The organism is Brevundimonas sp. SGAir0440 (assembly GCF_005484585.1).
Taxonomy (GTDB): domain Bacteria; phylum Pseudomonadota; class Alphaproteobacteria; order Caulobacterales; family Caulobacteraceae; genus Brevundimonas.
Genome location: NZ_CP039435.1, coordinates 2,729,571 through 2,749,884, shown reverse-complemented (window position 1 = coordinate 2,749,884; position 20,314 = coordinate 2,729,571). Strand labels below are relative to the sequence as shown.

Here is a 20,314-nt window from a genome sequence, read left to right as displayed (position 1 = left end):
CCCGACCGATGCCTGACGTCTCTCCCGACATAGACCTGATCCGCTCCCGGCTGCTGGCCTGGTACGACGCCCATGCGCGCAGCCTGCCGTGGCGAGCCGCCGTCGGCGCGCCGCGGACCGAGCCGTACCGTGTCTGGCTGTCGGAGGTCATGCTTCAGCAGACGACCGTGCCGCATGCGACGCCGTATTTCCACGCCTTCACCACGCGCTGGCCGACGGTCTCGGACCTGGCGGCGGCCGAGGATGCGGAGGTGATGGGGGCCTGGGCGGGGCTGGGCTACTATGCGCGTGCCCGCAATCTGCTGGCCTGCGCGCGGGCGGTGGCGGGCGAGCATGACGGCGTGTTCCCGGACACCGAGGCGGCGCTGCTCGCGCTGCCGGGCGTGGGCGCCTATACGGCCGCAGCCGTCGCCTCCATCGCCTTCGACCGGGCGGCCAATGTCGTGGACGGCAATGTCGAGCGGGTCATGGCGCGTCTGTTCGCGGTCGAGACGCCGGTCCCCGCCGCCCGGCCCGAGCTGAGGCGGTTGGCCGGTCTTTTCGTCACCGACGAGCGGCCCGGAGACTGGGCGCAGGCGTTGATGGACCTGGGCGCGACGGTTTGCCGGCCCAAGTCGCCGTCGTGCGGGACCTGTCCAGTAGCCACCGAATGCCTGGGTCTGGCCACGGGCGACCCGGCCCGGTTCCCGATGAAGACGAAGAAGGCGGAGCGGCCGCATCGGCGGGGCATCGCCTATGTGCTGGTTGACGACCAGGGGCGTGTCGCGGTCGAGACGCGACCCGAAAAGGGGCTGCTGGGCGGAATGCTGGGCCTGCCGACCAGCGACTGGGCGACGGGCGAGCCCTCAGCAGCGGCGCCGACCGAAGCCGACTGGCGCGAGGCGGGGACGGTGGAGCACGTCTTCACCCACTTTAACCTGACGCTGACGGTGATGACCGCGCGCGTCGATGCGGGCGGTCCCTATCGCTGGATGCCGATCGAGGCGGCGCGGGCCGCCCTGCCGACGGTCTTCGCCAAGGCGCTGGACCGAGCGAGCGCGCCTGATCTGTTCGGCTGAATCTTACCGCAACGTGCGGATCGAAACCTTGCCCCGCTTGTGATGCGGGATGACCACCGCGCGACCGTCGGCGTGCTGGATGTTCAGATCCACGACGGCGCCGCCGACTTCCAGGCCGGTGATCTTCAGACGATCCAGACCGGCCGGCAGGACCGGATCGGCCAGATCGACCGTCTCGGTCCAGGCGTCGATCGACAGGCCCAGCGTCGCCTGAAGCATCAGGAAGACCGATCCCGCCGCCCAGGCCTGAGGCAGACAGGCGACTGGATAGGCGATGGGCGGCTCGCCCGGCTCACGCGGGAAGCCGCAGAACAGTTCGGGCAGCCGCAGGTGGAAGTGGGCGGCGGCAGCGTAGATCTCGGCCAGGATTTCCGCGACCGCATCGCGCTCGCCGTAAGCCGCCATGCCGGCGGCGGCCATGGCGGTGTCGTGCGGCCAGACCGAGCCGTTGTGATAGCTCATCGGATTGAAGCGGGCCTGTCCAACCTCCAGCGTGCGGATGCCCCAGCCGGTGCGGAACTCGGCGGTCAGCAGGCGTTTTGTGACGCGCCGCGCACGTTCCAGCGACGGCAGGCCGGTGAACAGCAGGTGCCCGGCGTTGGAGGCGATGGCGCGACATTGCTGGCCGTCGCCGTCGAGGGCCACGGCGTAGAAGCCCTCGTCCTCCATCCAGAACTTTTCCTCGACCAGCGAGCGGACCTGCTCGGCGCGCATCCGCCATTCGGTCGTGCGGTCGTCGTGCAGGCGCTCGCCCAGATCGCCCAGCGCCTTCCAGGCGGCGAAGGCGTAGCCCTGAACCTCCAAAAGCGCGATCGGACCCTTGGGGAAGCGACCGTCGGCGTGGAAGATGCTGTCTTCGGAATCCTTCCAGCCCTGGTTGGATAGGCCGGTGTCGGCGCCGCGCTGATAGTCGATCAGGCCGTCATTGTTGCTGTCGCCATAGTCGCGCATCCAGTCGGCGGCCGCGATCAGATTGGGCCAGAGCTTGCGGATCAGATCCAGATCGCCGGTGCGGTTGGCGTAGGCGCCGGCCAAGGCCACGAACAGGCAGGTGGTGTCGACCCCGCCATAGTAGAGGCCGAACGGCACCTCGTGCAGGGCGCTCATCTCGCCGCCGCGGGTCTCGTGCATGATCTTGCCGGGCTGGCTGTCCCGATAGAGCGAGGTCTCGGTCGCCTGGCGCGAGGCCAGATAGGTCAGCACGCCCTTGGCCAGCGACGGATCCAGCCACAGCATTTGCCAGGCCGAGATGATGCCGTCGCGACCGAACGGGGTCGAGAACCACGGCGTGCCTGCATAGGGATAGGGTCCGGTCGGCAGGTCTGTGGTCAACAGCGCCATGTCGGCGCGCGACTGGTCCAGCCAGTCGTTGAAGCGCGGGCTGCGCGGGCCGCGCACCGAGGCGCCGCGCCGGCGTTTGGCGCGCATGGCCAGGCGGGCCTGGATGGCGTTCTGGCGCCAGCGATCGGCGTCCGGCGTCTCGCAGGCATCGACGCCGCATTCGATGAACAGATCCAGCGAGCGGCCCTTGGGTAGGCTGAACATGAACTCGGCGCGTTGATGTGTCAGGCGCGCGGGCGGTTCGGAAAAGGCGATGCAGCTGGACCGGTCCACGTCGTCCAGGCCGGTGTAGCGGAAGGTGACGCGGCGGCCATCGGTGGTCGGCGTGTGTATGGTCCCACGCTTGGCTCGCGGCGTGCCGCGCACCTGGAAGATATCGAAGAAGTCCGCGCCGAAATCGAAGGCCAGCGGCAGCAGGATGTCCTCAACCCCGTGGTTGACCATGCGGATGCGCTCGAACATCCGCCGGTTCCACAGAAACCGCCGGCGCTCGATATGCAGGACCCCGGCCGGAGCTGACCGGCCCCCCATCGGGGGCAGGGGACGGTTGGTGGTGTGGCAGGAGAAGAAGACGTTGTCCTGGCTGACGCCGGACGACAGGCGTGACGGCTTCAGCAGGCCGACGGTCATGGCCCAGCGCGACAGGACGCGGGTGTCGCCCGCGAACAGGCCGTCGGCGCCGCCCTTCATATCGCCCCATCCGTCGGCGACCAGGAAGGTATCGCCTTCCTTCAGCGCCATCAGCTGCTCGAGACCCGTGGCCTCGACCGATTCACCGGCGGTCAGTTGAGTGGAATAGGCGTCGTCCATGCGGTCTCTTCCCCGTCGTTGTGAGGCCTTGGCCGAACGTGTCGCACCCGAATGCGGCGCTCAGGGGCCGCTTGCAGACTTTAATGGGCGAGTCGCCGACGGGTTCAGGCGAACCTGTGCTTTTTCATCGCTAAACGGCCCGAGACAATTACTTGATCAGCCGTACGACGCCGATGGAGCGCGCGATCTCACGGAATGCGGCCTCTAGGGCTGCGCTGTCCTCGGCCAGGAAGGCGTGGTCGGAATCGGTCGCGCAGGTCCTGAGCAGATTGCGTCCGTTTTGCGTGGGAACGTTGAGGCCCACGGTGAAGACCTCGATCTTGCTCGACTTGGCGTAGGTGCAGATCGAATCGAGATCGGAATCCGTCGCCGCCAGCTCATTGGGTTTGACCGTGGCGACGTGCGCGCCGTCGGACGAGCGGTAGCGCAGGGTGTTCACACCGTCGGTCATAAGCACCAGTATTTTGCGCGGCGTGCGGTTTGCGGGATCGTAGGCCCCGGCTTCCTGGAACGGCGCGGTGGGCGACAGCAGATTGATGCCCCAGATCAGGCCGGATGGAATGTGCGTCTCGGGCTTGTAGCCGCCGACATTGATGACAAGGTTTTTGATCGCGTTCAGGACGCTGGATTTGCTCTTGGACAGGGGGCTGACCGCATTCAGGCAACTCTGGCCTGTCGTCAGGAAACCCTTGTAGGGCGTCGCTGGCGACTGGTCGTTCAACCGCGTTGTGCCGACATTGCGTGAGTAGACGCAGCCGAACCACTTGTAGCTGACGTTGCAAGCATAGGGCGGGACGGTGACCGTCTTGACCACCTGATCCTTGTAGCAGGTGCCGATCTCGCTGACGCCGTCGCGCACGGTGGTGCAAGGATAGGGCGTGCCGCCGCTGTAGGTCGTCTTGGTCGTACAGGTGCGCTCCTGAACGTAGTCGTCGGGCACGGAAATCCACGGGGCCTTGCGATTGGCAATCCCGACATTGACGTAGTCCGCATAAGGCACGACGCCGATCGAGACCTCATCGCTTTCGGTCGCCATCAACTCGTTGACCAGCAAACTGGCCGAGGTCTTCAGCGCATCGATCCGCTTGATCGACCGACTGTCCTTTTCACTCATGGACCAGGTGTTATCGAGCACCAGAACGGTCTCGATCTTTTGCGCCACGCCACGCGTCGCCTCGGACAGGGCGTTGATGTCGAACTGTTTGACGCCGGCCAGACCCGCGAAGATGGGTTTGACCCCGCCCTTGAAGGTCACCCTGACGATTTTGCCATCGACATATTGGGTGCCGGTCTTCCAGCCGTCGATCAATTGGCCGGTCTTCAGATTGGCCTCCAGATAGGGACCGCTGACCGCTTCCAGCTCCTTGACCGTCTGGGCGCGGGACGCCGCAGCGCCCAACGCTGCTGCATCGAGGGCTTCCTGCACTTGGTTCCTGACCGAGACATAGCGATTGATGTCGATGGCCAGGCCGACCATCAGTGTCAGGCCCATGGCGGACAGGGCGAAGAAGGTCGCAATGTTGCCTGCGGTATTCCGGCGCAGATGCGCCAGCCGCCTCATCGCTGTCCATTGCATAGTGGTCGCCCCGATTTGGGACGACCGTAATGGATAAGCTTAACTTTTGGGTGAACGCCGTTACCAACTCAAGATTGCAACGATGTCCCGACTGAGCTGGTTTTAGGCGGTGGCGGCGAAGCTGCGCTCTTCACGCGGACGCAGCGGGGTGACCACGTCATCCAGCGCAGCCTCTGCGAACGGACGGCGCGCCAGCAGGTCGCCGTAGACGTCTAAGTAACGACGCGCCATGGCGGTGGCGGAAAACCGCAGATCGAAGCGCGCGCGGATGGCCTCGCGGTCCAGCAGATGCGCGCGTCCGGCGGCGGCGATGGCCTGTTCCATAGTGTCGACCAGGAAGCCGGTAGCGCCGTCCTCGATTACCTCTGGCGTCGAGCCGCAGCGGAAGGCGATCACCGGGGTGCCGCAGGCCATGGCCTCGATCATCACCAGACCGAACGGCTCCGGCCAGTCGATGGGGAAGAGCAGGGCTTCGGCGCCGCCGAGGAAGGCGGACTTCTGATGGTCGCCTATCTCCCCGATGAACTCGATCAGCGGATTGCCCTCGACCAGCGGGCGGATCGTCTCCTCCCAATAACGTTTGTCGGCGGCGTCCACCTTTGCAGCCATCTTCAGGCGCTTGCCCAGTTTGGTGGCGATCTCGATGGCGCGGTCGGGGCGCTTCTCGGGCGAGATGCGACCCAAGAAGGCCAGATAGCCCTCCGACATTGGCGAGAAGATGTATTGTTCGCCGGGCATGCCGTGATGAACGGTAGCCTTCCAGTTGGCGAAATGCAGCGGCTTGCGCTGATCGTCGGAGATGGAGACCAGTCCGAACTCGCTCCAGCGCGCATAGACGCCGGGCAGGTCCTTCATGTCCAGGCGGCCGTGCAGGGTCGTCAAAGTCTTGTCCGCATATTTCTGGAACAGCGGGAAGTGGACCATGTCGGTGTGAAAGTGGATCACGTCGAACTCGTCGGCGCGGTCCAGCACTTCGCCCAGCATCGACAGGTGGGCGGCGAGGTCGGATTTCAGCGGCGCCGGATCCAAACGGATGGCCTGGTCACGCACGGGCACCAGACGGGCCTTGGTCTGGGCATCGGCGCTGGCGAACAGGGTCACGTCATGACCCAGATCGACCAGGGCGTCGGTCAGATGCGCCACCACACGCTCCGTGCCGCCGTACAGCTTAGGAGGCACGGCCTCATACAGAGGGGTGATCTGCGCGATTTTCATGATGATGTGCTCCGACACCGCATCCTGGCGGGCCGTTGACATCAATGGTCTCGCAACTGCGAAGTTCCGTCGCAGCTGATGAATTTTCACATAGGTTTCGCGGGGTTACAGCGACGCTGACCCATATTGAGTGTGCGAAATCGTACGTATTGGCGACGCATTGCCAGCTAAGTGATTGATGTGGCTCGTGCGATGCGCGGTCGCAGCGGCTCACATCGCGGCGCGAACCTCAGAGCGCAGGGCGTCGATGGACTTCAAGCCCTGGTCGGTCTTGAAGCGCCAATAGGTCCAGCCGTTGCAGGCCGGCGCATTCTCCAGCAGCGCGCCCAGTTTGTGGATCGAGCCGCTGAGCGAGCCGTGAACCAGCGAACCGTCCGCGCGAACCCGCGCCTCGCGCTCGCCCTTGGGGCAATACAGGCGGTCGCCGGGTTGCAGCAGGCCGGCCTCGACCAGGGCGCCGAACGGCACCTTGGGCTCGGCGCGCTTGGAGCCTGTGACCATCAGATCTTCGGGGCGGGCAGGGATGACCGAAGCGATGCGGGTTTGGGCGACCTCGGCATAGGTCTCGTCACGCTCGATGCCGATGTAGTGGCGGCCGAGGCGTTTTGCGGCGGCGCCGGTGGTGCCGGTGCCGAAGAAGGGGTCCAGGATCACGTCGCCGGGGCGCGTCGCCGACAGCAGGACGCGGTGCAGCAGAGCTTCGGGTTTCTGGGTCGGGTGGGCCTTCTTGCCGTCGGCGTCCTTGATTCGCTCCTCGCCCGTGCACAGAGCGAAGGTCCAGTCCGAGCGCATCTGGGTGTCTTCGTTGAAGGCCTTCAGCGCGTCATAGTTGAAGGTGTAGCGCTTCTGATCCCGCGACTTGGCGGCCCAGATCAGGGTCTCATGGGCGTTGGTGAACCGGGTGCCCTTGAAGTTCGGCATCGGGTTGGACTTGCGCCAGATGATGTCGTTCAGCACCCAGAAGCCCAGATCCTGGATCGCCGATCCCAGGCGGAAGACGTTATGGTAGCTGCCGATCACCCAGATCGAGCCCTCGGGCTTCAGGACGCGGCGGCATTCCGCCAGCCAGGCGCGGGTGAAGGCGTCATAGTCGGCGAAGCTGGCGAACTTGTCCCAGTCGTCGTCGACCGCATCGACCTTGGAATTGTCCGGGCGCAGCAGGTCGCCGCCCAGCTGCAGATTATAGGGCGGATCGGCGAAGACCATATCCACCGAGGCGTCGGGCAGGCTTTTCAGCACTTCGATGCAATCGCCACGGTGAATGACGTCGGTCTTAAGCTCGGACATGGAACGCGGCCCCGCAACAGTGAGACCGCTATGGTGAATCCTTGTGGTTAAGGTGGATTAAACGCCAGGGTCAGCCGGACGCATATTGCAGTCCGACCGCACCATCCACAGCCTTCTCGGGCCAGCGTGTTCCGGATTTGTTCTATTCATGCTCTAACCGTTTGCGGCGGTCGGCGGCGTGATGGAGGATCAGATGAACGACGGAATCCTGGCCCATATGATGGCCGAACTGGATGCGGAACTGGCGCGGGCGGAGCCGTCCTTGCCCGCTCATCCCGAACATACGCGCCAAACGGAGATCATGCGCGCCCTGGCCCTGGGGTTGGGAAACTTCGAGCGGATGCGGGCGCACGACGTGCATCTGCTTGCCGCCAGCCTGTCGCCGCGATCGGCCTGATCCGGCGTCAGGGCTTGCGCTTGAAGGTGTCGCCGATCTCAGCGGCGTCCGGACCGTCCGGCCCCGCGCTTTGGCGCTCGGCCTGACCGACCGCCTTCGTCGCCTTGTCGGAGGTCAGGGCGTCCGGCTTGCCGGCCGGATCGGCGCCGTTCTCTTCACGACCCTTGGTCTGTTCGCGGTCCATGGTGCTCTCCCTTGCTGGGAGAGGTAGCGCGATGCAGAGCGGCGTGTTCCGTCAGCCGGCCGTATTCACCTTCGCCACCACCGACATGCCCGGGGCCAGACGCTCGGCGGCGGGCTGGTTCGGGTCGATGCGGATGCGGACCGGGATGCGCTGGGCCACCTTGGTGAAGTTGCCGGTGGCGTTGTCGGGACGGATGACGCTGAACTCCGACCCGGCGGCGGGGGCGATCCTTTCGACATGGCCGCGCAGGGTCTGGCCGCGCAGGGCGTCGACGGTGATCTCGACCGGCTGGCCGACGCGGATATTCCTCATCTGCGTCTCCTTCATATTGGCCGTGACCCAGACCACGTCCGGCACCAGACCCATCAGTTGGGTCCCCGCGGTCACATACTGGCCCTGGCGCACGCCGATCTCGCCGAGGCGACCGGCGCGGGGGGCGACGATGCGGGTGTTGGCCAAGTCGATCTGGGCCAGGCGCACGGCGGCCTGGGCGTTCTCGACGGCGGCGGCCAGGCTGTCGCGGCCGACGACGGCGGAGGTGACCCCGGTCTGGGCGATGCCTTCGGCGGCGCGGGCCTGGGCGACCTGGGCCTGGGCGCTGCGCAGGGCGGCTTCGGCGACGTCCACATTGGCCTGGGCGACCCAGCCGCCGGCCTTCAGGGTGCGGGCGCGGTTGGCGTCAGCCTGAGCCCGTGTCAGCGTGGCTTCGGCGGCGGCGATGGAGGCGCGCTGCTGGGCCACCGATCCGCGCGCCGACGCCTGGGTCTGGGCCGAGTTGGACAGGGCCGCCTGGGCCGAATGCAGGCTGGCCTCAGCCTGCTCCAGCCGCTGGCGATAGATGCGGTCGTCCACCTGGGCTAGCAGCTGCCCCTTTTGGACGGTCTGGAAGTCCTGGACCGGCACGGCCGTGACATAGCCGTTCACCTGCGGGCTGATGATCGTCACCTGGCCGCGCACATAGGCGTTGTCGGTACGCTGGATCGCGCCTCGGAAGGGCGGCAGCTGCCAAGCGTACAGCACCATCAGAACGCCCAGCAGGGCGACCCCGGCGGCGATGACGGTCCACATGACGTTCTTCTTCGGCGCGGGCGGAGCGGCGGCGGGCGCCTGCGGGGCGGCGGGAGCGGAAGAGGCGTGGGCGGGCGGGGTAGGGGCAGTCTGGGCGGCGTCGGTCATTGTGGGTCTCGGTTCAGTCTGCGGCGGCGACGGCGGCGCTTTGGACCGCAGCGTCTGCATTGTTGGTCTTGGCGTCGCGGCGCGCCTTCCAGCGCGGCCGCAGGTGGGTGACGGTCACCCAGGCGGAGCCCAGGGCCGCGATCACGGCGATGACCAGAAAGACGTCGTTGTAGGCCAGCACATTGGCCTGCTGCGTCACCTGTCGGCCCAGCAGGACGGCGCCTTCGGCGTTCGCCAGTGCGGGGTCCGTTATTGTCGAGGCATAGGCTCCCGATAGTTGGCGCAGCCGCAAGGCGACCTGCGGATCCAGCGCCGAAATCCCGGCCGCCAGCTGGTTGGAATGATATTTCTCGCGGATGATCTGAAGCGTTCCGGTCAGGGCGGAACCTGCCAGACCGCCGACGTTCTGAAGCACGCTGAACATGACGATGAAGCTAATCAGGTTCTGCTTGCCTTGGGTCAGCACCTTGACGATGCCGATCATCAGCGCCGGGCCGATGAACATGGCCGAGGCGAAGGCGATCAGGGCCTGGCTGAAATACAGCTGCGCCGGGCGCGTCAGCACGGTCGAATGGCTGTCGATCCAGGCGCCGACGGCGATCAGCGCCAGGGCGATGGCGATCGGCTTGTTCAGCTTCTCCATGTTCAGGGTGAAGGCGCTGACCAGGGTGCCGGCGATCATCGACAGCAGGATGACGACGAACAGGCCGTGAAGCTGATCCGGTCCCAGGCCGACGACGGTCAGGAAGCCCACCGCGCCGGAGGTCTGTTCCGACAGCACGATGCGGATCAGCAGGATCGCCCCGAACAGGCGCAGCAAGTCCGGTCCCGTCAGCCAGCGGGTGTTGATCAGCGGGTTCTTGCGATTGTGCTCGACCAGGAAGGCGGCGGTCAGCAGGATGATGGACCCGATCAGGGCCCAGCCGATCCAGGCGGCCTGCGTCCACCAAACGATCCGCCCCAGGCCCAGCGAAGCGCACAGCAGGGCCACCCCCGGCGCGAACAGGGCGAAGGTCAAAAAGTCCAGCCGGTCGAACACCCGCAGCCGCTCGGACGGCGGCAGCTTGACCACCTGCACCGCGCCCCAGGCGACCAGGCACAGGCCCAGCTCGAACAGATAGAAGGCGCGCCAGTCCCCCAGCTGCAGCAGGCCGGGCATGACGAGGCGCGAAATCGGCACGGCGAAACTGGCCAGGCCGATGCCGATGATCAGCCCTTTGAGCCTATGCGCCGCCGGAAAGGCTTGGATGATATAAAGAAAGCCCAGGCTGGAAAGACCCGCGCCCGCCATGCCGGCGATGGCCCGGACCAGCAGGGTCGATTGATAGTTGTCGACGAACAGGTGGGCGGCGCAGACCAGCACGAAGGCGCCCAGGAAGATCTGGGTGAACAGGCGCAGGCCGTACTGCATCCGGAACTTGACCAGGATCAGGTTCATGCAGGCGTTGGTCATGACGAAGACGACCGGCAGCCAGGCGGCCTCGGTGATCGTGATCCCCAGCGAGCCTTGCAGGTTCTGGATATTGGCGGTGACGGCGGCGTTGCCGAGCGATCCGACCATGGCGACCAGCAGGCCGGTCAGGGCGTACTGGATTCGCATCGGCCAGGAGTGATCGGGCGTGGCGGGCGAGCCGGGCATCATCGGCCGCTCGTGCGGCTTCAGCGTCTCGACATACTGTTCCCAGGGCAGGTGCCAGTTGTTGCGGGCCATCAGCGCGGCCCTCCGCGCGGTCTCAGGCCGTCAAGAACAAGCGCGCGGGTGCGCAGCGATACAGCCTGGCGCTCGGCTTCGTCTGCGCCCTGAAAACCGGCGCCCAGCAGGGTGGCGATCAGACGGATGTCCATCGGCCGCAGATCCTCCCTCACCAGGCCGGCGGCCTGGGCCCGCTTCAGCGGTGCGGCGCCCGCCTCCATCAAGCTCTGCCGCAACGGTGTAAGCGCATCTGGCGACCGCACGTTCCGCACGACGCCGGCCAGTCCCGCATTGCGCACCATGTCCTCGGCCAGCCGGTCCAGAAACCAAAAGAAAGCCTGTGGATCATCGCCCTGTTCGGCGGTGCGTCGACCCAGGTCCGCGACGTCGGCCTCCAGAACCGCCAGAGCCAGTTCCGTCCGGTCGGAGAAGTGCCGATACAGGGTGCCGCGCCCCACCCCGGCCCGCTCGGCGATCAGATCCAGCGGCGCGTCCAGCCCCTGGTCGGCGAAGACCGCGCGCGCGGCCTCCAGCACCGCCGCTCGGTTCAGAGCGGCGTCCTTGCGGACAGGTTTTTCGGCAGGGCGCGTCATGGTGAGGCGCGTAAATGGACACGACTGTCCGTTTTACAAGGGGCGGCTAGAGCGCTTTTTCCAGCACCATGAAATCCAGCTCGGGCCGGGGCGGATCGACGGGGAAGGGGCGGGTTTCGCCGGTGGGGGCGTAACCGCGTCGCTCGTACCAGGCGATCAGTTCGGCCCGTCGGTGGATGACCGTCATCTCCATGCGGCGCGCGCCGAAACGCGCGACCGCTTCGCTTTCGGCGGCCGCGAGCAGACGACGGCCGAGGCCGGACGCCTGCAAGGTCGGCTCGACGGTCAGCATGCCGAGATAGGCCAGGTCGTCGCCGGCGCGGGCGACCTGGACGCAGCCGATCAGCGCGTTCTCGCGATGGGCCAGCAGGATGACCCGGTCAGGATCGCCGATCAGGGCCGACAGCTCCGACGCGCTGGTGCGATCATCGAACAGCAGGTCGGCCTCATGCGTCCAGCCGGCCTTGGCGGTGTCGCCGCGATAGGCGCGCTCGATCAAGGGATGCAGCGCGGCGACGTCGTCGGACGTCGCCGCGCGTATGGCGATCGGCGTCACCGGCTGACGCCCAGCTCCGCCAGCAGATGATCCATCCCATAGACATCGCGCAGGGCCACGGTGACGGCCTGGGTGGTGACGATCACGCTGCGGTTCGTGTTGCGGTCGTAGCCGTAGGCGTTGCGCTGGGTCAGGACGGTGGAATCGAAGTTGGCCCCGATGATCTCGCCTCGGGCGTTGACCGCGGGCGAGCCGGACGAACCGCCGATCGTGTCGGTCGAGACGGCCATGTCCATCACCGCGTTCGGATCGATCCGGTCCTTGGCGGCCATCAGCTTGGGCGCGACCTTGAACGGCTCGGCCCCCGTCGCGCGGTCCCACAGGCCGGCGAAGGTGGTGAAGGCGCCGAAGCGCTGGCCCGGCACGTCGGAGCCTTCGACCTTGCCATAGGTCAGGCGCAGGGTGCCGGTGGCGTCGGGATAGACGGCGTCGCCATAGGCGGCGAAGCGGGCGGCGGCCAGCTGTTCGGAGGCGCGGTCGGTCGGGGCCTTGACCTTGTTCTCCCATTCCGTGCGGACGGCGCGGGCGTCGGCGTCGATCGACAGCACATATTGGATCATCGGATCGTCCGATGCCTGAACCGCCGCCAGACCGCCGGTCCACAGGGCGCGACGCACGGCCGGATCGGCCAGCTTAGTGCCGGCGACGACGCGGGCCGACAGCGCTTCAGGGCTTTCCTTGCCCAGCAGGGTGCGGACATGGGGGCTGTCGACCGTCAGCCATTCGCGCGTCTTGGACAGCCACCATTCCAGCCGGATCTGCTCCAGCGCGGGATAGGTGGGCCGCTCGGCGAACAGGCTGGATTCGACGCCCGGCAGGCGGCTGTCGGCGAACTCGGCCAGACGCTGATCCGACGGCTTGGCCCGCTCCTGCGCGCCGCGCACGATGGCCTTGGCCCACTGGAACAGCTGCGATCCGCCCGCGACCGAGGTGGTGCCCAGGCCCGTGCCGCCTTCCAGCAGGGCGGTCGGCGCATAGAGTTCGCGCGCGATGGGCTGGACTGCTTCCAGCGCACCCCAGGGATCGGGACCATTGCCGTTGGCGGCGGCGTAGCGTTGCATGAAATCGACCTCGGCCGCCGCCTTGGCCTGGATGAACTGGGCGTCGGTCAGGGCGCGCATCCGGCCAAGACCGCGCTTGTAGGTGTTCTCCACGCCCACGATCGGATCCATGGCGATGAAAGCCTGATCCTCGCCCTCTTCGGAATAGCGGATCAGACGACCGCGCAGCTCCGAGGCGATCAGCTGATCCAGCGGCAGGACCACGTCGCGGATTGTCGCCAGCTGGTCCATCGTCAGCAGCCGCTGGGTCGCGCCGGGATTGCCGGTGATGAAGACGGCCTCGCCCTCGGTGGGCTTGTCGGCGTTCCAGGCGAAGTGGATGGGCGTCTCGACCGGCTTGCCGTCCTCATACAGACGGATGAAGGCGGCATCGATGGCGAAGCGGGGGAAGGAGAAGTTGTCCAGATCGCCGCCGAAGGTGGCGGCGCGGTCTTCCGGCGCCCAGGCCAGGCGCACATCGCTGTATTTGCGGTATTTGTAGAGTTTGAACTGGCCGCCCCGGTACAGGCTGACGACCTGGCAGCGGATTTTGGGATCGTTCCCGCAAGCTTCGGTCTCGATCCGGCCGGCCTCGGCCTCGCGCGCCTGGGTGAAGGTCTGGCCCTCAAGCCCTTCGCCGGCCTTGTGCATCCGCTCGGTGACGTCGGAGATGTCGGTCAGGATCTCGGCCGTGGCGCCGGGGCATTTGCGCTCTTCCTCGCGCGTCCTGGGCGTAAAGCCCGTCTCGCCGTACTGCTGTTGCGGCGTGGACAGGTTGGCCACGCAGGTGGCGACGCAGTGGTTGTTGGTCATGACCAAGCCTTGGCCCGACACCACGCCCGCCGAACAGCCGCCGAACTTTACCGACGACAGCCGCACCCGATCCAGGAAGGCCTGGTCGATATTCGTGCCCAGCGTCTGGTTGGCGCGGGCGATGGGGAAGTTGTCGTAGGTCCACATGCCTTCCTCGGCGCTGGCCGAGCTGGCGGCGGCGAAAGCGAGAACGGCGGCGGAGGCGAGGAGAAGAGGGCGCATTGAAAACTCCTGATCCTTCTCCCCTCGGGGGAGAAGGTGAGCCCAAAGGGCTCGGATGAGGGGGCTCTGTCCGCATTCAAAATGGAAAAAGGGGGCCTGGGTCAACCAGCCCCCTCATCCGTCTCGCTTGCGCGAGCCACCTTCTCCCCCGAGGGGAGAAGGATTTTCAGCTTAGCGACGCACGCCCAGTTCGCGCAGCAGGCGCGGCTGGTTGTAGACGGTGCGCAGGGCCTCGGTGATGGCGGCGGTCGAGACCGTCACCGTGCGGTTCAGCTCGGGGTCGTAACCGAAGCTGCCGCCCAGTGAGTGGATGTTGCCGTCGAAGGCGGCGCCGATGACTTCGCCCTTGGCGTTGATCACGGGCGAGCCCGAGTTGCCGCCGATGATGTCGTTGGTCGAGACGAAATCATAGACGGTCGATTTGTTGACCTTGCCCTCGGCCGCCAGCCAGTCCTCGGCCGCGTTGAAGGGCTCGGCGCCGGTGTTGCGCTCATACAGGCCGCCGATCTGGGTGAAGGGTTCGACGGTCACGCCACGATAGGTCCAGCCCTTCACCTGGCCGTAGGACAGGCGCAGCGAGAAGGTCGCGTCGGGGTACAGGTTAGTGCCGTAAACCGCGAACCGGGCCTGGGCGATCTTTTCGCCGGCGCGGCTGGTCGGGCCGGACACGGCCGATTCCCACTGGGTGCGCACGGCCTGGGCCGCATCGTCATTGGCCAGGACGAACTGGATCAGCGGATCGCCCGAGGCGGCCAGTTGCTCCGGCGTCATGGCCAGGGCCTGGGCGCGGAAGGCGGGATCGGCCAGACGCGTGCCGTCTACCAGACGCTCCGCGATCTGCTCGGGGCTTTCCTTGCCCAGCAGCGCCTTAACGTTCGCATTGTCGACCGTCAGATATTCGCGGGTCTTGGACAGCCAGAAGTCGAGATAGATCTTCTCCAGGTCGTTCGAGATCGGCGTCTCGGTCGCCAGGCGACGGCCCAGCGAGGCGATGTCGGCGTCCGAATAGCCGGCGCGGCGTTCAGCGACGGGCTTGGCGCGTTCCTTGGAGGCGCGGACGATGGCCTTGGCGTAGCTGTACAGCGACGAACGCTGACCGGCCGCCGATTCCAGCTGGCGATAGGGCAGATACAGGTCGCGTTGGGCGGTCGAGGCGCGTTCCAGATCGGCCCACGGATCGCCGATGCGCTGGGCCAGGGCCGGGTCGGCGGCGACGCGCTCGCGCAGCTCCTGCTCTTCACGGCGCTTGGTGGCCATGAAGGCCGGATCGGTCAGGGCGCCTTGCTGGCCGTAGTTGACCTTGAAGCCGTTCTCCAGGCCGAAGATCGGATCGACCGAGACGCGCTTGGCCTCTTCGTTGGTGGTCGAATACTCCAGCAGGCGACCGCGCAGTTCGGAGGTCTGGATCAGGCTGATGGGCAGTTGCTGGTCGCGCAGGGTTTCCAGCTGGGCCACGGTCAGCAGGCGCTGGGTCGAGCCGGGGTTGCCGGCGACGAAGGTGACGTCGCCTTCCTTGGGCGCATTGGCGTTCCAGGTCAGGTGGTTCGGCGTGGCGACCGGCTTGCCGTCCTCGTAGATGCGCAGGAAGCCGGCATCCAGGGCGTAGCGCGGGAAGTTGAAGTTGTCCGGGTCGCCGCCGAAGAAGGCCGCCTGGAACTCGGGCGCGAAGACCAGGCGCACGTCGTCATACTTGCGGAACTTGTAGAGCTTGTACTGGCCGCCGCGGTAGAAGCTGATGACCTGGCAGGTCAGCTTCTGATCGTCGCCGCAGGTCTCCTTCTGGATTTTGTCGATCTCGGCGGCGCGGGCCTGGACGAAGGCGGCGCCCTCAAGACCGGCGCCGGCGCCGGTCACGCGGTCGGTGACGTCGACGATGTCGGTCAGGATCTCGGCCGTCTGGCCGGGGCACTTCTTCTCTTCCTCGCGGGTGGCGGGCATCCAGCCGTTCTTGACGTAGTCGTTCTGGGCCGTGGACAGGTCCTGAACGCACGACACGACGCAGTGGTGGTTGGTCAGCACCAGGCCTTCGTTCGACACCAGCGAGGCCGAGCAGCCCTGCAGGCGGACGGCGGCGTTGCGCACGCGATCCAGCCAGGCCTGATCGATGTTGGTGCCGTACTTCTCGTTCACCGTGGCGATGGGGAAGTTGTCGAAGGTCCACATGCCCTCGTCGGCGCGCGCGGAGGTCGCAGGCGCGGACAGGACGGCGGTGGCGGCGCCGAGCGCGGCCAGAGAGGCGGTGAGACGAAGCGAGGGCAAGGACATGAAGGCGTGTTTCCCAGAGCGTGGGACGGCCTGTCCCATCTGTTATGTTGTAACTAGCGCCGACGAAGGGCGGGCGCCAAGAGGCTGTAAGGCCCTTAATCCCCTGATTTCGAACCCGCAATGACAAGGGTTCACAAGCCTTACCCCGATTTAACTTGGCGGTGAGGGGGCGCACGGTCAGATAGGCGCAAGTACCGGGGGTTTATCGACGACAATGTCGCTTGCGCTATCAACACTGCTGTTCGAGTGGCGTCGCTATATGGCGGCGGTCATGGCCCTGGCCCTGTCCGGGCTTCTGGTCCTGGCGATGACCGGCGTCTTCATCGGCATCGGCAAGGGATTCACTGCCACCATCGAACGGTCGAACGCCGACATCTTCATCATGCAGCCCGGCGCCAAGAGCCTGATCGGCGGGCCGTCGGGCGTGCCGCGCCGATTCATCCCCCTGGCCTACAATCACCCCGAGGTGGTCGAGGTCATGCCTCTGGACGGCGCCGGCGGAACCTTCCAGAACATCAAGAACGTCGATCCGACCAAGAGCCAGGCGGACAATGCGTCGCAGGGCGCGCCGCGTCAGAAGTTCGTCCAGGCCAGCATCATCGACACCCGTCCTGGCTCGGTGACCATCCCGACCGACTATTCGCAGGAACTGGTCGATGCGTTGCGCCAACCCTACACCGTGGCGGTCGACGAGACGGCCCTGACGACCCTGGGCGTGAAGCTGGGCGACAAGGCCCTGTATAACGGCCAGACCGTCACCGTCGTCGGCGTGACGCGCGGCTATCCCAATATGATGCAGCCGGGCGTGGTCATGTCGCGCGACACCCTGCGGATGCTGGGCCAGGCCGACACGGGTCCGCGCGTCGGTCCGCTGATGGTCAAGCTGCGTGATCCGGCCCGCGCGCCCATCGTGGTGGCCCAGCTGAACGCCATGGGCGCCGGTCAGTGGAAGGCCTGGACCAAGCAGCAACTGGCCGACGCCAACGCCGGCGCCATGTTCGAGGAAGGCATCCTGGTCATCATCATCGGCGGCTGCGTCGTCTTGGGGATCATCATCGGCGTGGCCATCACCTGGCAGACCCTGCGCGGCGCCATCATGGCCAACATCAAGGAGTTCGCCTCTCTGCGGGCCCTGGGCGTCAGCATGGGGTCGTTGCGTCGGATCGTGGTCGAGCTGAGCTTCTGGGTCGGCGTCGTCGGCGTCATCGCGGCCATTGTCCTGACCTGGCTGGTGTCGCTGCTGGCGATGATGGGGGCGGTGATCATCGCCTTGCCGCTGTCGCTGCTGATCATCGTCGGCATCGGCCTGATCGCCATCGCCATGGTGTCCGGCCTGCTGTCGCTGGGCATCCTCAAGAACAGCCAACCGGCGGACCTGCTGCGATGAACGTTCATACAAAGGTTCACGGCAAGCACGGCGACTTCGCCATCGAGGCCAAAAGCCTGGTCAAGCGGTTCAAGTCCGGCAAGACCTGGGTGGATGTGCTGAAAGGCGTCGATTTCGATGCGCGGCATGGCGACCTGACCATGGTCATGGGTCCTTCCGGCTCGGGCAAGTCCACCCTGATCGCAGCCCTGTCGGGCCTGCTGAAGCCTGAAGAGGGCCGGGTGGACGCGTTGGACGTCGACGATCTGTGGAAGCTGTCCTCGGGCCGGATCGATAAATTCCGCCTGGATAACTGCGGCTTCATCTTCCAGGGCTTCAACCTGTTTCCCGCGCTGACGGCGCTTCAGCAGGTCGAGACGGTGCTGAAGTTTCAGGGGCTGACTGCGGGCCAGGCCAAGAAGCGCGCCACGATCGCCCTTGAAGAGGTCGGCCTGGGCCACCGTCTGCACCAGCGGCCGGCGGCTTTGTCGGGTGGTGAAAAGCAGCGCGTCGCCATCGCCCGCGCTCTGGCCAAGGACCCGAAGATCCTGTTCGCCGACGAACCCACCTCCGCCCTGGACGGCGAGAACGGCCAGGTGGTCATCAAGCTGCTGCGCCGCGCCGCCACCGAACACGGCGCCGCCGTCATCTGCGTGACCCATGATCCACGCCTGGAGGCCTGGGCCGACCGGGTCATCCACATCGAGGACGGCAAAATCCTGGACGACCAGCGCCGCATCCCCGATCCGAACGCCATCCTGGCGTCCCACTAACCGACACGACGATTTCCCTTAGGACGACACGCCAATGCCCGGCTTTCTGAAGAAAAAACGCACCTGGATCGGCCTGCTGCTGGTGATCGTGCTGGCGGTCGGCTTCATGCTGTTCCAGTCCGCCGCCAAGACCAAGAAGGCCGAGCAGGAGAAGGCGGCGGCGACCAAGGTCGACAGCCCCTATGCCGCCATCGCCAACGGCAAGGTCGACGTCGAGGGCGGCATCATCCAGATCGCGGCGCGTCGCGGCGGCATCGTCCGTGATGTTCTGGTTCAGGAAGGCGATCGCGTCGTCGCCGGTCAGATCCTGGCCCGTCAGGAAGACGACGAGGCGCGTCTGGCGGTTCAGGCCGCCGCCGCCGCCGTCAGCCAGGCCGAAAGCCAACTGGCCCAGATCCGCGTGGACATCCGCACCGCCCAGCGCGAGCAGGAGCGTCTGCAACGCCTCGTCGCCACCAACTTCGTCGCCGCCCAGCGCATGGACCAGGCCCAAGACGCCATCGCCACCGCCCAGGCCCGCCTGGGGTCGCAGGTCGCCGCCGTCCAGACCGCGCGCGCTCAGCTGGATCAGGCCCGCTACAATCAGGAACTGACGGTCATCCGCGCCCCGACCAACGGCCGGATCGTGCGCCGTTACGCCAACCCCGGCGCCGGCGCCTCGACCCTGAACGTCTCTAATATGTTCGATCTGGAACCCGACGCGCCGCGCATCGTCCGCGCCGAGGTGGTCGAGAGCGACCTGCCGAACCTGACCGACGGCCAGGCCGTCGAGATCAGCCCTGAGGGCGACGCCAGCAAGGTCTATATCGGCGCCGTCATGCGTCGGGCCGCCGTGTTCGGCGCGCGCAAACTGGCCTCTGACGACCCCTCGCAGCGCAGCGACGAGCGGGTGGTGGAAGTGGTCGCCTCGGCCGGCGATGCGCCCCTGCTGATCGGACAGCGGGTGCTGGTCAAGTTCATGAAGCCGGGCGAGACCGCCGGGGCCAAACGCGCGGTCGCCGCCGGCGTCGGGCCCAGCGAGGCCATGAAGACGAAATAGGACGGCGGATCAGCGGCCGGTGAAGTCGCCCGGCCGCTTTTCCAGCACGGCGGCGACGCCTTCCTGATGGTCCTCGGTCAGGTGGGCCAGCGCCTGCATCGCCGCCGACATCTCCAGCATCTGGTCGAAGGTGGTGTCGCGACCCTGACGCAGCAGGGTCTTGGCCATGCGCAGGGCCTGGGGCGGCTGGGCCGCGACCTGGGCGGCGACAGCCAGGGCCTCGGTCATGAGGTCCTCATGCGCGACCACGCGGTTGACCAGCCCCCATTCGGCCGCCGTCGCGGCATCGATGGAGCGGGCCGTGAACAGCAGCTCGGCGGCGCGGGCGTAACCGATGTTGCGCGGCAGCAGCCAGGACCCGCCGTCGCCTGGAATGATGCCCAGCTTCAGGAAAGGCACGCCGAAGCTGGCGCGCTCAGACGCGATGCGGATGTCCCCGAGCCCCGCGATATCGCAGCCCAGCCCCATCGCCGGCCCGTTGACGGCGGCGATCAGCGGAACCTCCAGCCCATACAGAGACCGCACGATCCGGTGGACGACGCGGCGATAGCGTTCGCGGATGGCGGCGCCCGAGCCCTCGAACAGGTCGCGCCCGTCCCGCATCGCCGTCAGATCGCCGCCGGCCGAGAACGCCCGCCCGGCGCCGGTCAGGACCACGCAGCGGATCGACGGATCAGCATTGACCCGCTCGCACGCCGCCGCGACCTCGTCGCCGTCCCCCAGATCGGGCAGGGCGTTCAGCCGCGCCTCGCGATCCAGCGTCCAGATCAGGATCGCGCCCCGCTTCTCTTCGGTGATCAGGCCCATGCATCGTCTCCGTTTTCACGTCCGTCATCGACCGCCAACGCCGCGTCAGGCAAGCCCGGAATTGCAAAAGCCCCGGCGGGACCGGGGCTTCTTCAGGCTGAGG

The 20,314-nt window shown here is 66.7% G+C and carries 17 protein-coding genes; 5 read left to right on the top strand and 12 right to left on the bottom strand.

The genetic code is table 11. From position 1 onward, the window contains the following. Positions 1-8: 8 nt before the first annotated feature. On the top strand, positions 9-1,058 hold the full coding sequence (gene mutY / locus E7T10_RS13490; protein WP_137722201.1) for an A/G-specific adenine glycosylase: 1,050 nt from the start codon (positions 9-11) through the stop codon (positions 1,056-1,058). A gap of 3 nt (positions 1,059-1,061) precedes the next feature. Here mutY and E7T10_RS13485 read toward each other — a convergent pair whose 3' ends face one another. The 4 genes from E7T10_RS13485 to E7T10_RS13470 all read right to left on the bottom strand — a co-directional run bounded on the left by E7T10_RS13485 (position 1,062) and on the right by E7T10_RS13470 (position 7,287). Further along, on the bottom strand, positions 1,062-3,209 hold the full coding sequence (locus tag E7T10_RS13485; protein ID WP_137722200.1) for an amylo-alpha-1,6-glucosidase: 2,148 nt from the start codon (positions 3,207-3,209) through the stop codon (positions 1,062-1,064). A gap of 148 nt (positions 3,210-3,357) precedes the next feature. Further along, entirely contained in the window at positions 3,358-4,785 is a 1,428-nt protein-coding gene (locus tag E7T10_RS13480; protein ID WP_137722199.1) for a VWA domain-containing protein, read from the bottom strand. A 102-nt stretch (positions 4,786-4,887) separates the two neighbouring features. Then, positions 4,888-6,000, bottom strand: a complete 1,113-nt coding sequence (locus E7T10_RS13475; protein WP_137722655.1) for a glycosyltransferase family 4 protein — start codon at positions 5,998-6,000, stop codon at positions 4,888-4,890. 210 nt (positions 6,001-6,210) lie between these two features. Then, positions 6,211-7,287, bottom strand: a complete 1,077-nt coding sequence (locus tag E7T10_RS13470) for a site-specific DNA-methyltransferase (RefSeq protein WP_137722198.1) — start codon at positions 7,285-7,287, stop codon at positions 6,211-6,213. A gap of 193 nt (positions 7,288-7,480) precedes the next feature. Here E7T10_RS13470 and E7T10_RS13465 point away from each other — a divergent pair, with 193 nt between their 5' ends. Next, positions 7,481-7,684, top strand: a complete 204-nt coding sequence (locus tag E7T10_RS13465) for a hypothetical protein (RefSeq protein WP_228763748.1) — start codon at positions 7,481-7,483, stop codon at positions 7,682-7,684. A 7-nt stretch (positions 7,685-7,691) separates the two neighbouring features. On the opposite strand, the gene E7T10_RS15790 is transcribed toward E7T10_RS13465, so the two are convergent. The 7 genes from E7T10_RS15790 to E7T10_RS13435 form a co-directional block, all read right to left on the bottom strand. Continuing rightward, the gene (locus E7T10_RS15790) at positions 7,692-7,868 is read right to left on the bottom strand and encodes a hypothetical protein (protein WP_017505124.1); all 177 of its coding nucleotides are present in this window, start codon (positions 7,866-7,868) and stop codon (positions 7,692-7,694) included. A gap of 51 nt (positions 7,869-7,919) precedes the next feature. Beyond that, complete coding sequence (locus E7T10_RS13460) at positions 7,920-9,044, bottom strand: HlyD family secretion protein (RefSeq protein WP_137722197.1); 1,125 nt, start codon at positions 9,042-9,044, stop codon at positions 7,920-7,922. A gap of 13 nt (positions 9,045-9,057) precedes the next feature. Continuing rightward, positions 9,058-10,755, bottom strand: coding sequence for an MFS transporter (locus tag E7T10_RS13455; protein WP_137722196.1), 1,698 nt, complete (start codon positions 10,753-10,755; stop codon positions 9,058-9,060). Continuing rightward, positions 10,755-11,330 carry a TetR/AcrR family transcriptional regulator gene (locus E7T10_RS13450; protein ID WP_137722195.1) on the bottom strand — a complete coding sequence of 192 codons (576 nt, stop codon included), beginning with the start codon at positions 11,328-11,330 and terminating at the stop codon, positions 10,755-10,757. The genes E7T10_RS13455 and E7T10_RS13450 overlap by 1 nt, the downstream gene beginning before the upstream one ends. A gap of 46 nt (positions 11,331-11,376) precedes the next feature. Next, entirely contained in the window at positions 11,377-11,886 is a 510-nt protein-coding gene (locus E7T10_RS13445) for a GNAT family N-acetyltransferase (protein ID WP_137722194.1), read from the bottom strand. Beyond that, positions 11,883-13,961 carry a S46 family peptidase gene (locus E7T10_RS13440; RefSeq protein ID WP_137722193.1) on the bottom strand — a complete coding sequence of 693 codons (2,079 nt, stop codon included), beginning with the start codon at positions 13,959-13,961 and terminating at the stop codon, positions 11,883-11,885. The genes E7T10_RS13445 and E7T10_RS13440 overlap by 4 nt, the downstream gene beginning before the upstream one ends. 171 nt (positions 13,962-14,132) lie before the next feature. After that, positions 14,133-16,226 carry a S46 family peptidase gene (locus E7T10_RS13435; RefSeq protein ID WP_137722192.1) on the bottom strand — a complete coding sequence of 698 codons (2,094 nt, stop codon included), beginning with the start codon at positions 16,224-16,226 and terminating at the stop codon, positions 14,133-14,135. A gap of 214 nt (positions 16,227-16,440) precedes the next feature. Here E7T10_RS13435 and E7T10_RS13430 point away from each other — a divergent pair, with 214 nt between their 5' ends. The 3 genes from E7T10_RS13430 to E7T10_RS13420 are packed head-to-tail and all read left to right on the top strand — an operon-like array spanning position 16,441 to position 19,404. Continuing rightward, a complete protein-coding gene (locus E7T10_RS13430) occupies positions 16,441-17,613 on the top strand; it encodes an ABC transporter permease (protein ID WP_055805778.1) in 1,173 nt (390 codons plus the stop codon). Continuing rightward, positions 17,610-18,365 carry an ABC transporter ATP-binding protein gene (locus E7T10_RS13425; RefSeq protein ID WP_137722191.1) on the top strand — a complete coding sequence of 252 codons (756 nt, stop codon included), beginning with the start codon at positions 17,610-17,612 and terminating at the stop codon, positions 18,363-18,365. Before E7T10_RS13430 ends, E7T10_RS13425 begins: the two co-directional genes overlap by 4 nt. A gap of 34 nt (positions 18,366-18,399) precedes the next feature. Next, positions 18,400-19,404, top strand: a complete 1,005-nt coding sequence (locus E7T10_RS13420; protein ID WP_039248126.1) for an HlyD family secretion protein — start codon at positions 18,400-18,402, stop codon at positions 19,402-19,404. A 9-nt stretch (positions 19,405-19,413) separates the two neighbouring features. Here E7T10_RS13420 and E7T10_RS13415 read toward each other — a convergent pair whose 3' ends face one another. Then, entirely contained in the window at positions 19,414-20,211 is a 798-nt protein-coding gene (locus tag E7T10_RS13415; RefSeq protein ID WP_137722190.1) for a crotonase/enoyl-CoA hydratase family protein, read from the bottom strand. Positions 20,212-20,314 lie beyond the last annotated feature (103 nt).

What these genes read in the sequence shown, in the direction of transcription:
- mutY (WP_137722201.1), top strand. Translation starts at nt 9, where the DNA reads ATGCCTGACGTCTCTCCCGACATAGACCTGATCCGCTCCCGGCTGCTG.
- E7T10_RS13460 (WP_137722197.1), bottom strand. Translation starts at nt 9,044, where the DNA reads ATGACCGACGCCGCCCAGACTGCCCCTACCCCGCCCGCCCACGCCTCT.
- E7T10_RS13440 (WP_137722193.1), bottom strand. Translation starts at nt 13,961, where the DNA reads ATGCGCCCTCTTCTCCTCGCCTCCGCCGCCGTTCTCGCTTTCGCCGCC.
- E7T10_RS13430 (WP_055805778.1), top strand. Translation starts at nt 16,441, where the DNA reads ATGTCGCTTGCGCTATCAACACTGCTGTTCGAGTGGCGTCGCTATATG.
- E7T10_RS15790 (WP_017505124.1), bottom strand. Translation starts at nt 7,868, where the DNA reads ATGGACCGCGAACAGACCAAGGGTCGTGAAGAGAACGGCGCCGATCCG.
- E7T10_RS13485 (WP_137722200.1), bottom strand. Translation starts at nt 3,209, where the DNA reads ATGGACGACGCCTATTCCACTCAACTGACCGCCGGTGAATCGGTCGAG.
- E7T10_RS13475 (WP_137722655.1), bottom strand. Translation starts at nt 6,000, where the DNA reads ATGAAAATCGCGCAGATCACCCCTCTGTATGAGGCCGTGCCTCCTAAG.
- E7T10_RS13480 (WP_137722199.1), bottom strand. Translation starts at nt 4,785, where the DNA reads ATGCAATGGACAGCGATGAGGCGGCTGGCGCATCTGCGCCGGAATACC.
- E7T10_RS13435 (WP_137722192.1), bottom strand. Translation starts at nt 16,226, where the DNA reads ATGTCCTTGCCCTCGCTTCGTCTCACCGCCTCTCTGGCCGCGCTCGGC.
- E7T10_RS13450 (WP_137722195.1), bottom strand. Translation starts at nt 11,330, where the DNA reads ATGACGCGCCCTGCCGAAAAACCTGTCCGCAAGGACGCCGCTCTGAAC.
- E7T10_RS13455 (WP_137722196.1), bottom strand. Translation starts at nt 10,755, where the DNA reads ATGGCCCGCAACAACTGGCACCTGCCCTGGGAACAGTATGTCGAGACG.
- E7T10_RS13425 (WP_137722191.1), top strand. Translation starts at nt 17,610, where the DNA reads ATGAACGTTCATACAAAGGTTCACGGCAAGCACGGCGACTTCGCCATC.
- E7T10_RS13415 (WP_137722190.1), bottom strand. Translation starts at nt 20,211, where the DNA reads ATGGGCCTGATCACCGAAGAGAAGCGGGGCGCGATCCTGATCTGGACG.
- E7T10_RS13470 (WP_137722198.1), bottom strand. Translation starts at nt 7,287, where the DNA reads ATGTCCGAGCTTAAGACCGACGTCATTCACCGTGGCGATTGCATCGAA.
- E7T10_RS13420 (WP_039248126.1), top strand. Translation starts at nt 18,400, where the DNA reads ATGCCCGGCTTTCTGAAGAAAAAACGCACCTGGATCGGCCTGCTGCTG.
- E7T10_RS13465 (WP_228763748.1), top strand. Translation starts at nt 7,481, where the DNA reads ATGAACGACGGAATCCTGGCCCATATGATGGCCGAACTGGATGCGGAA.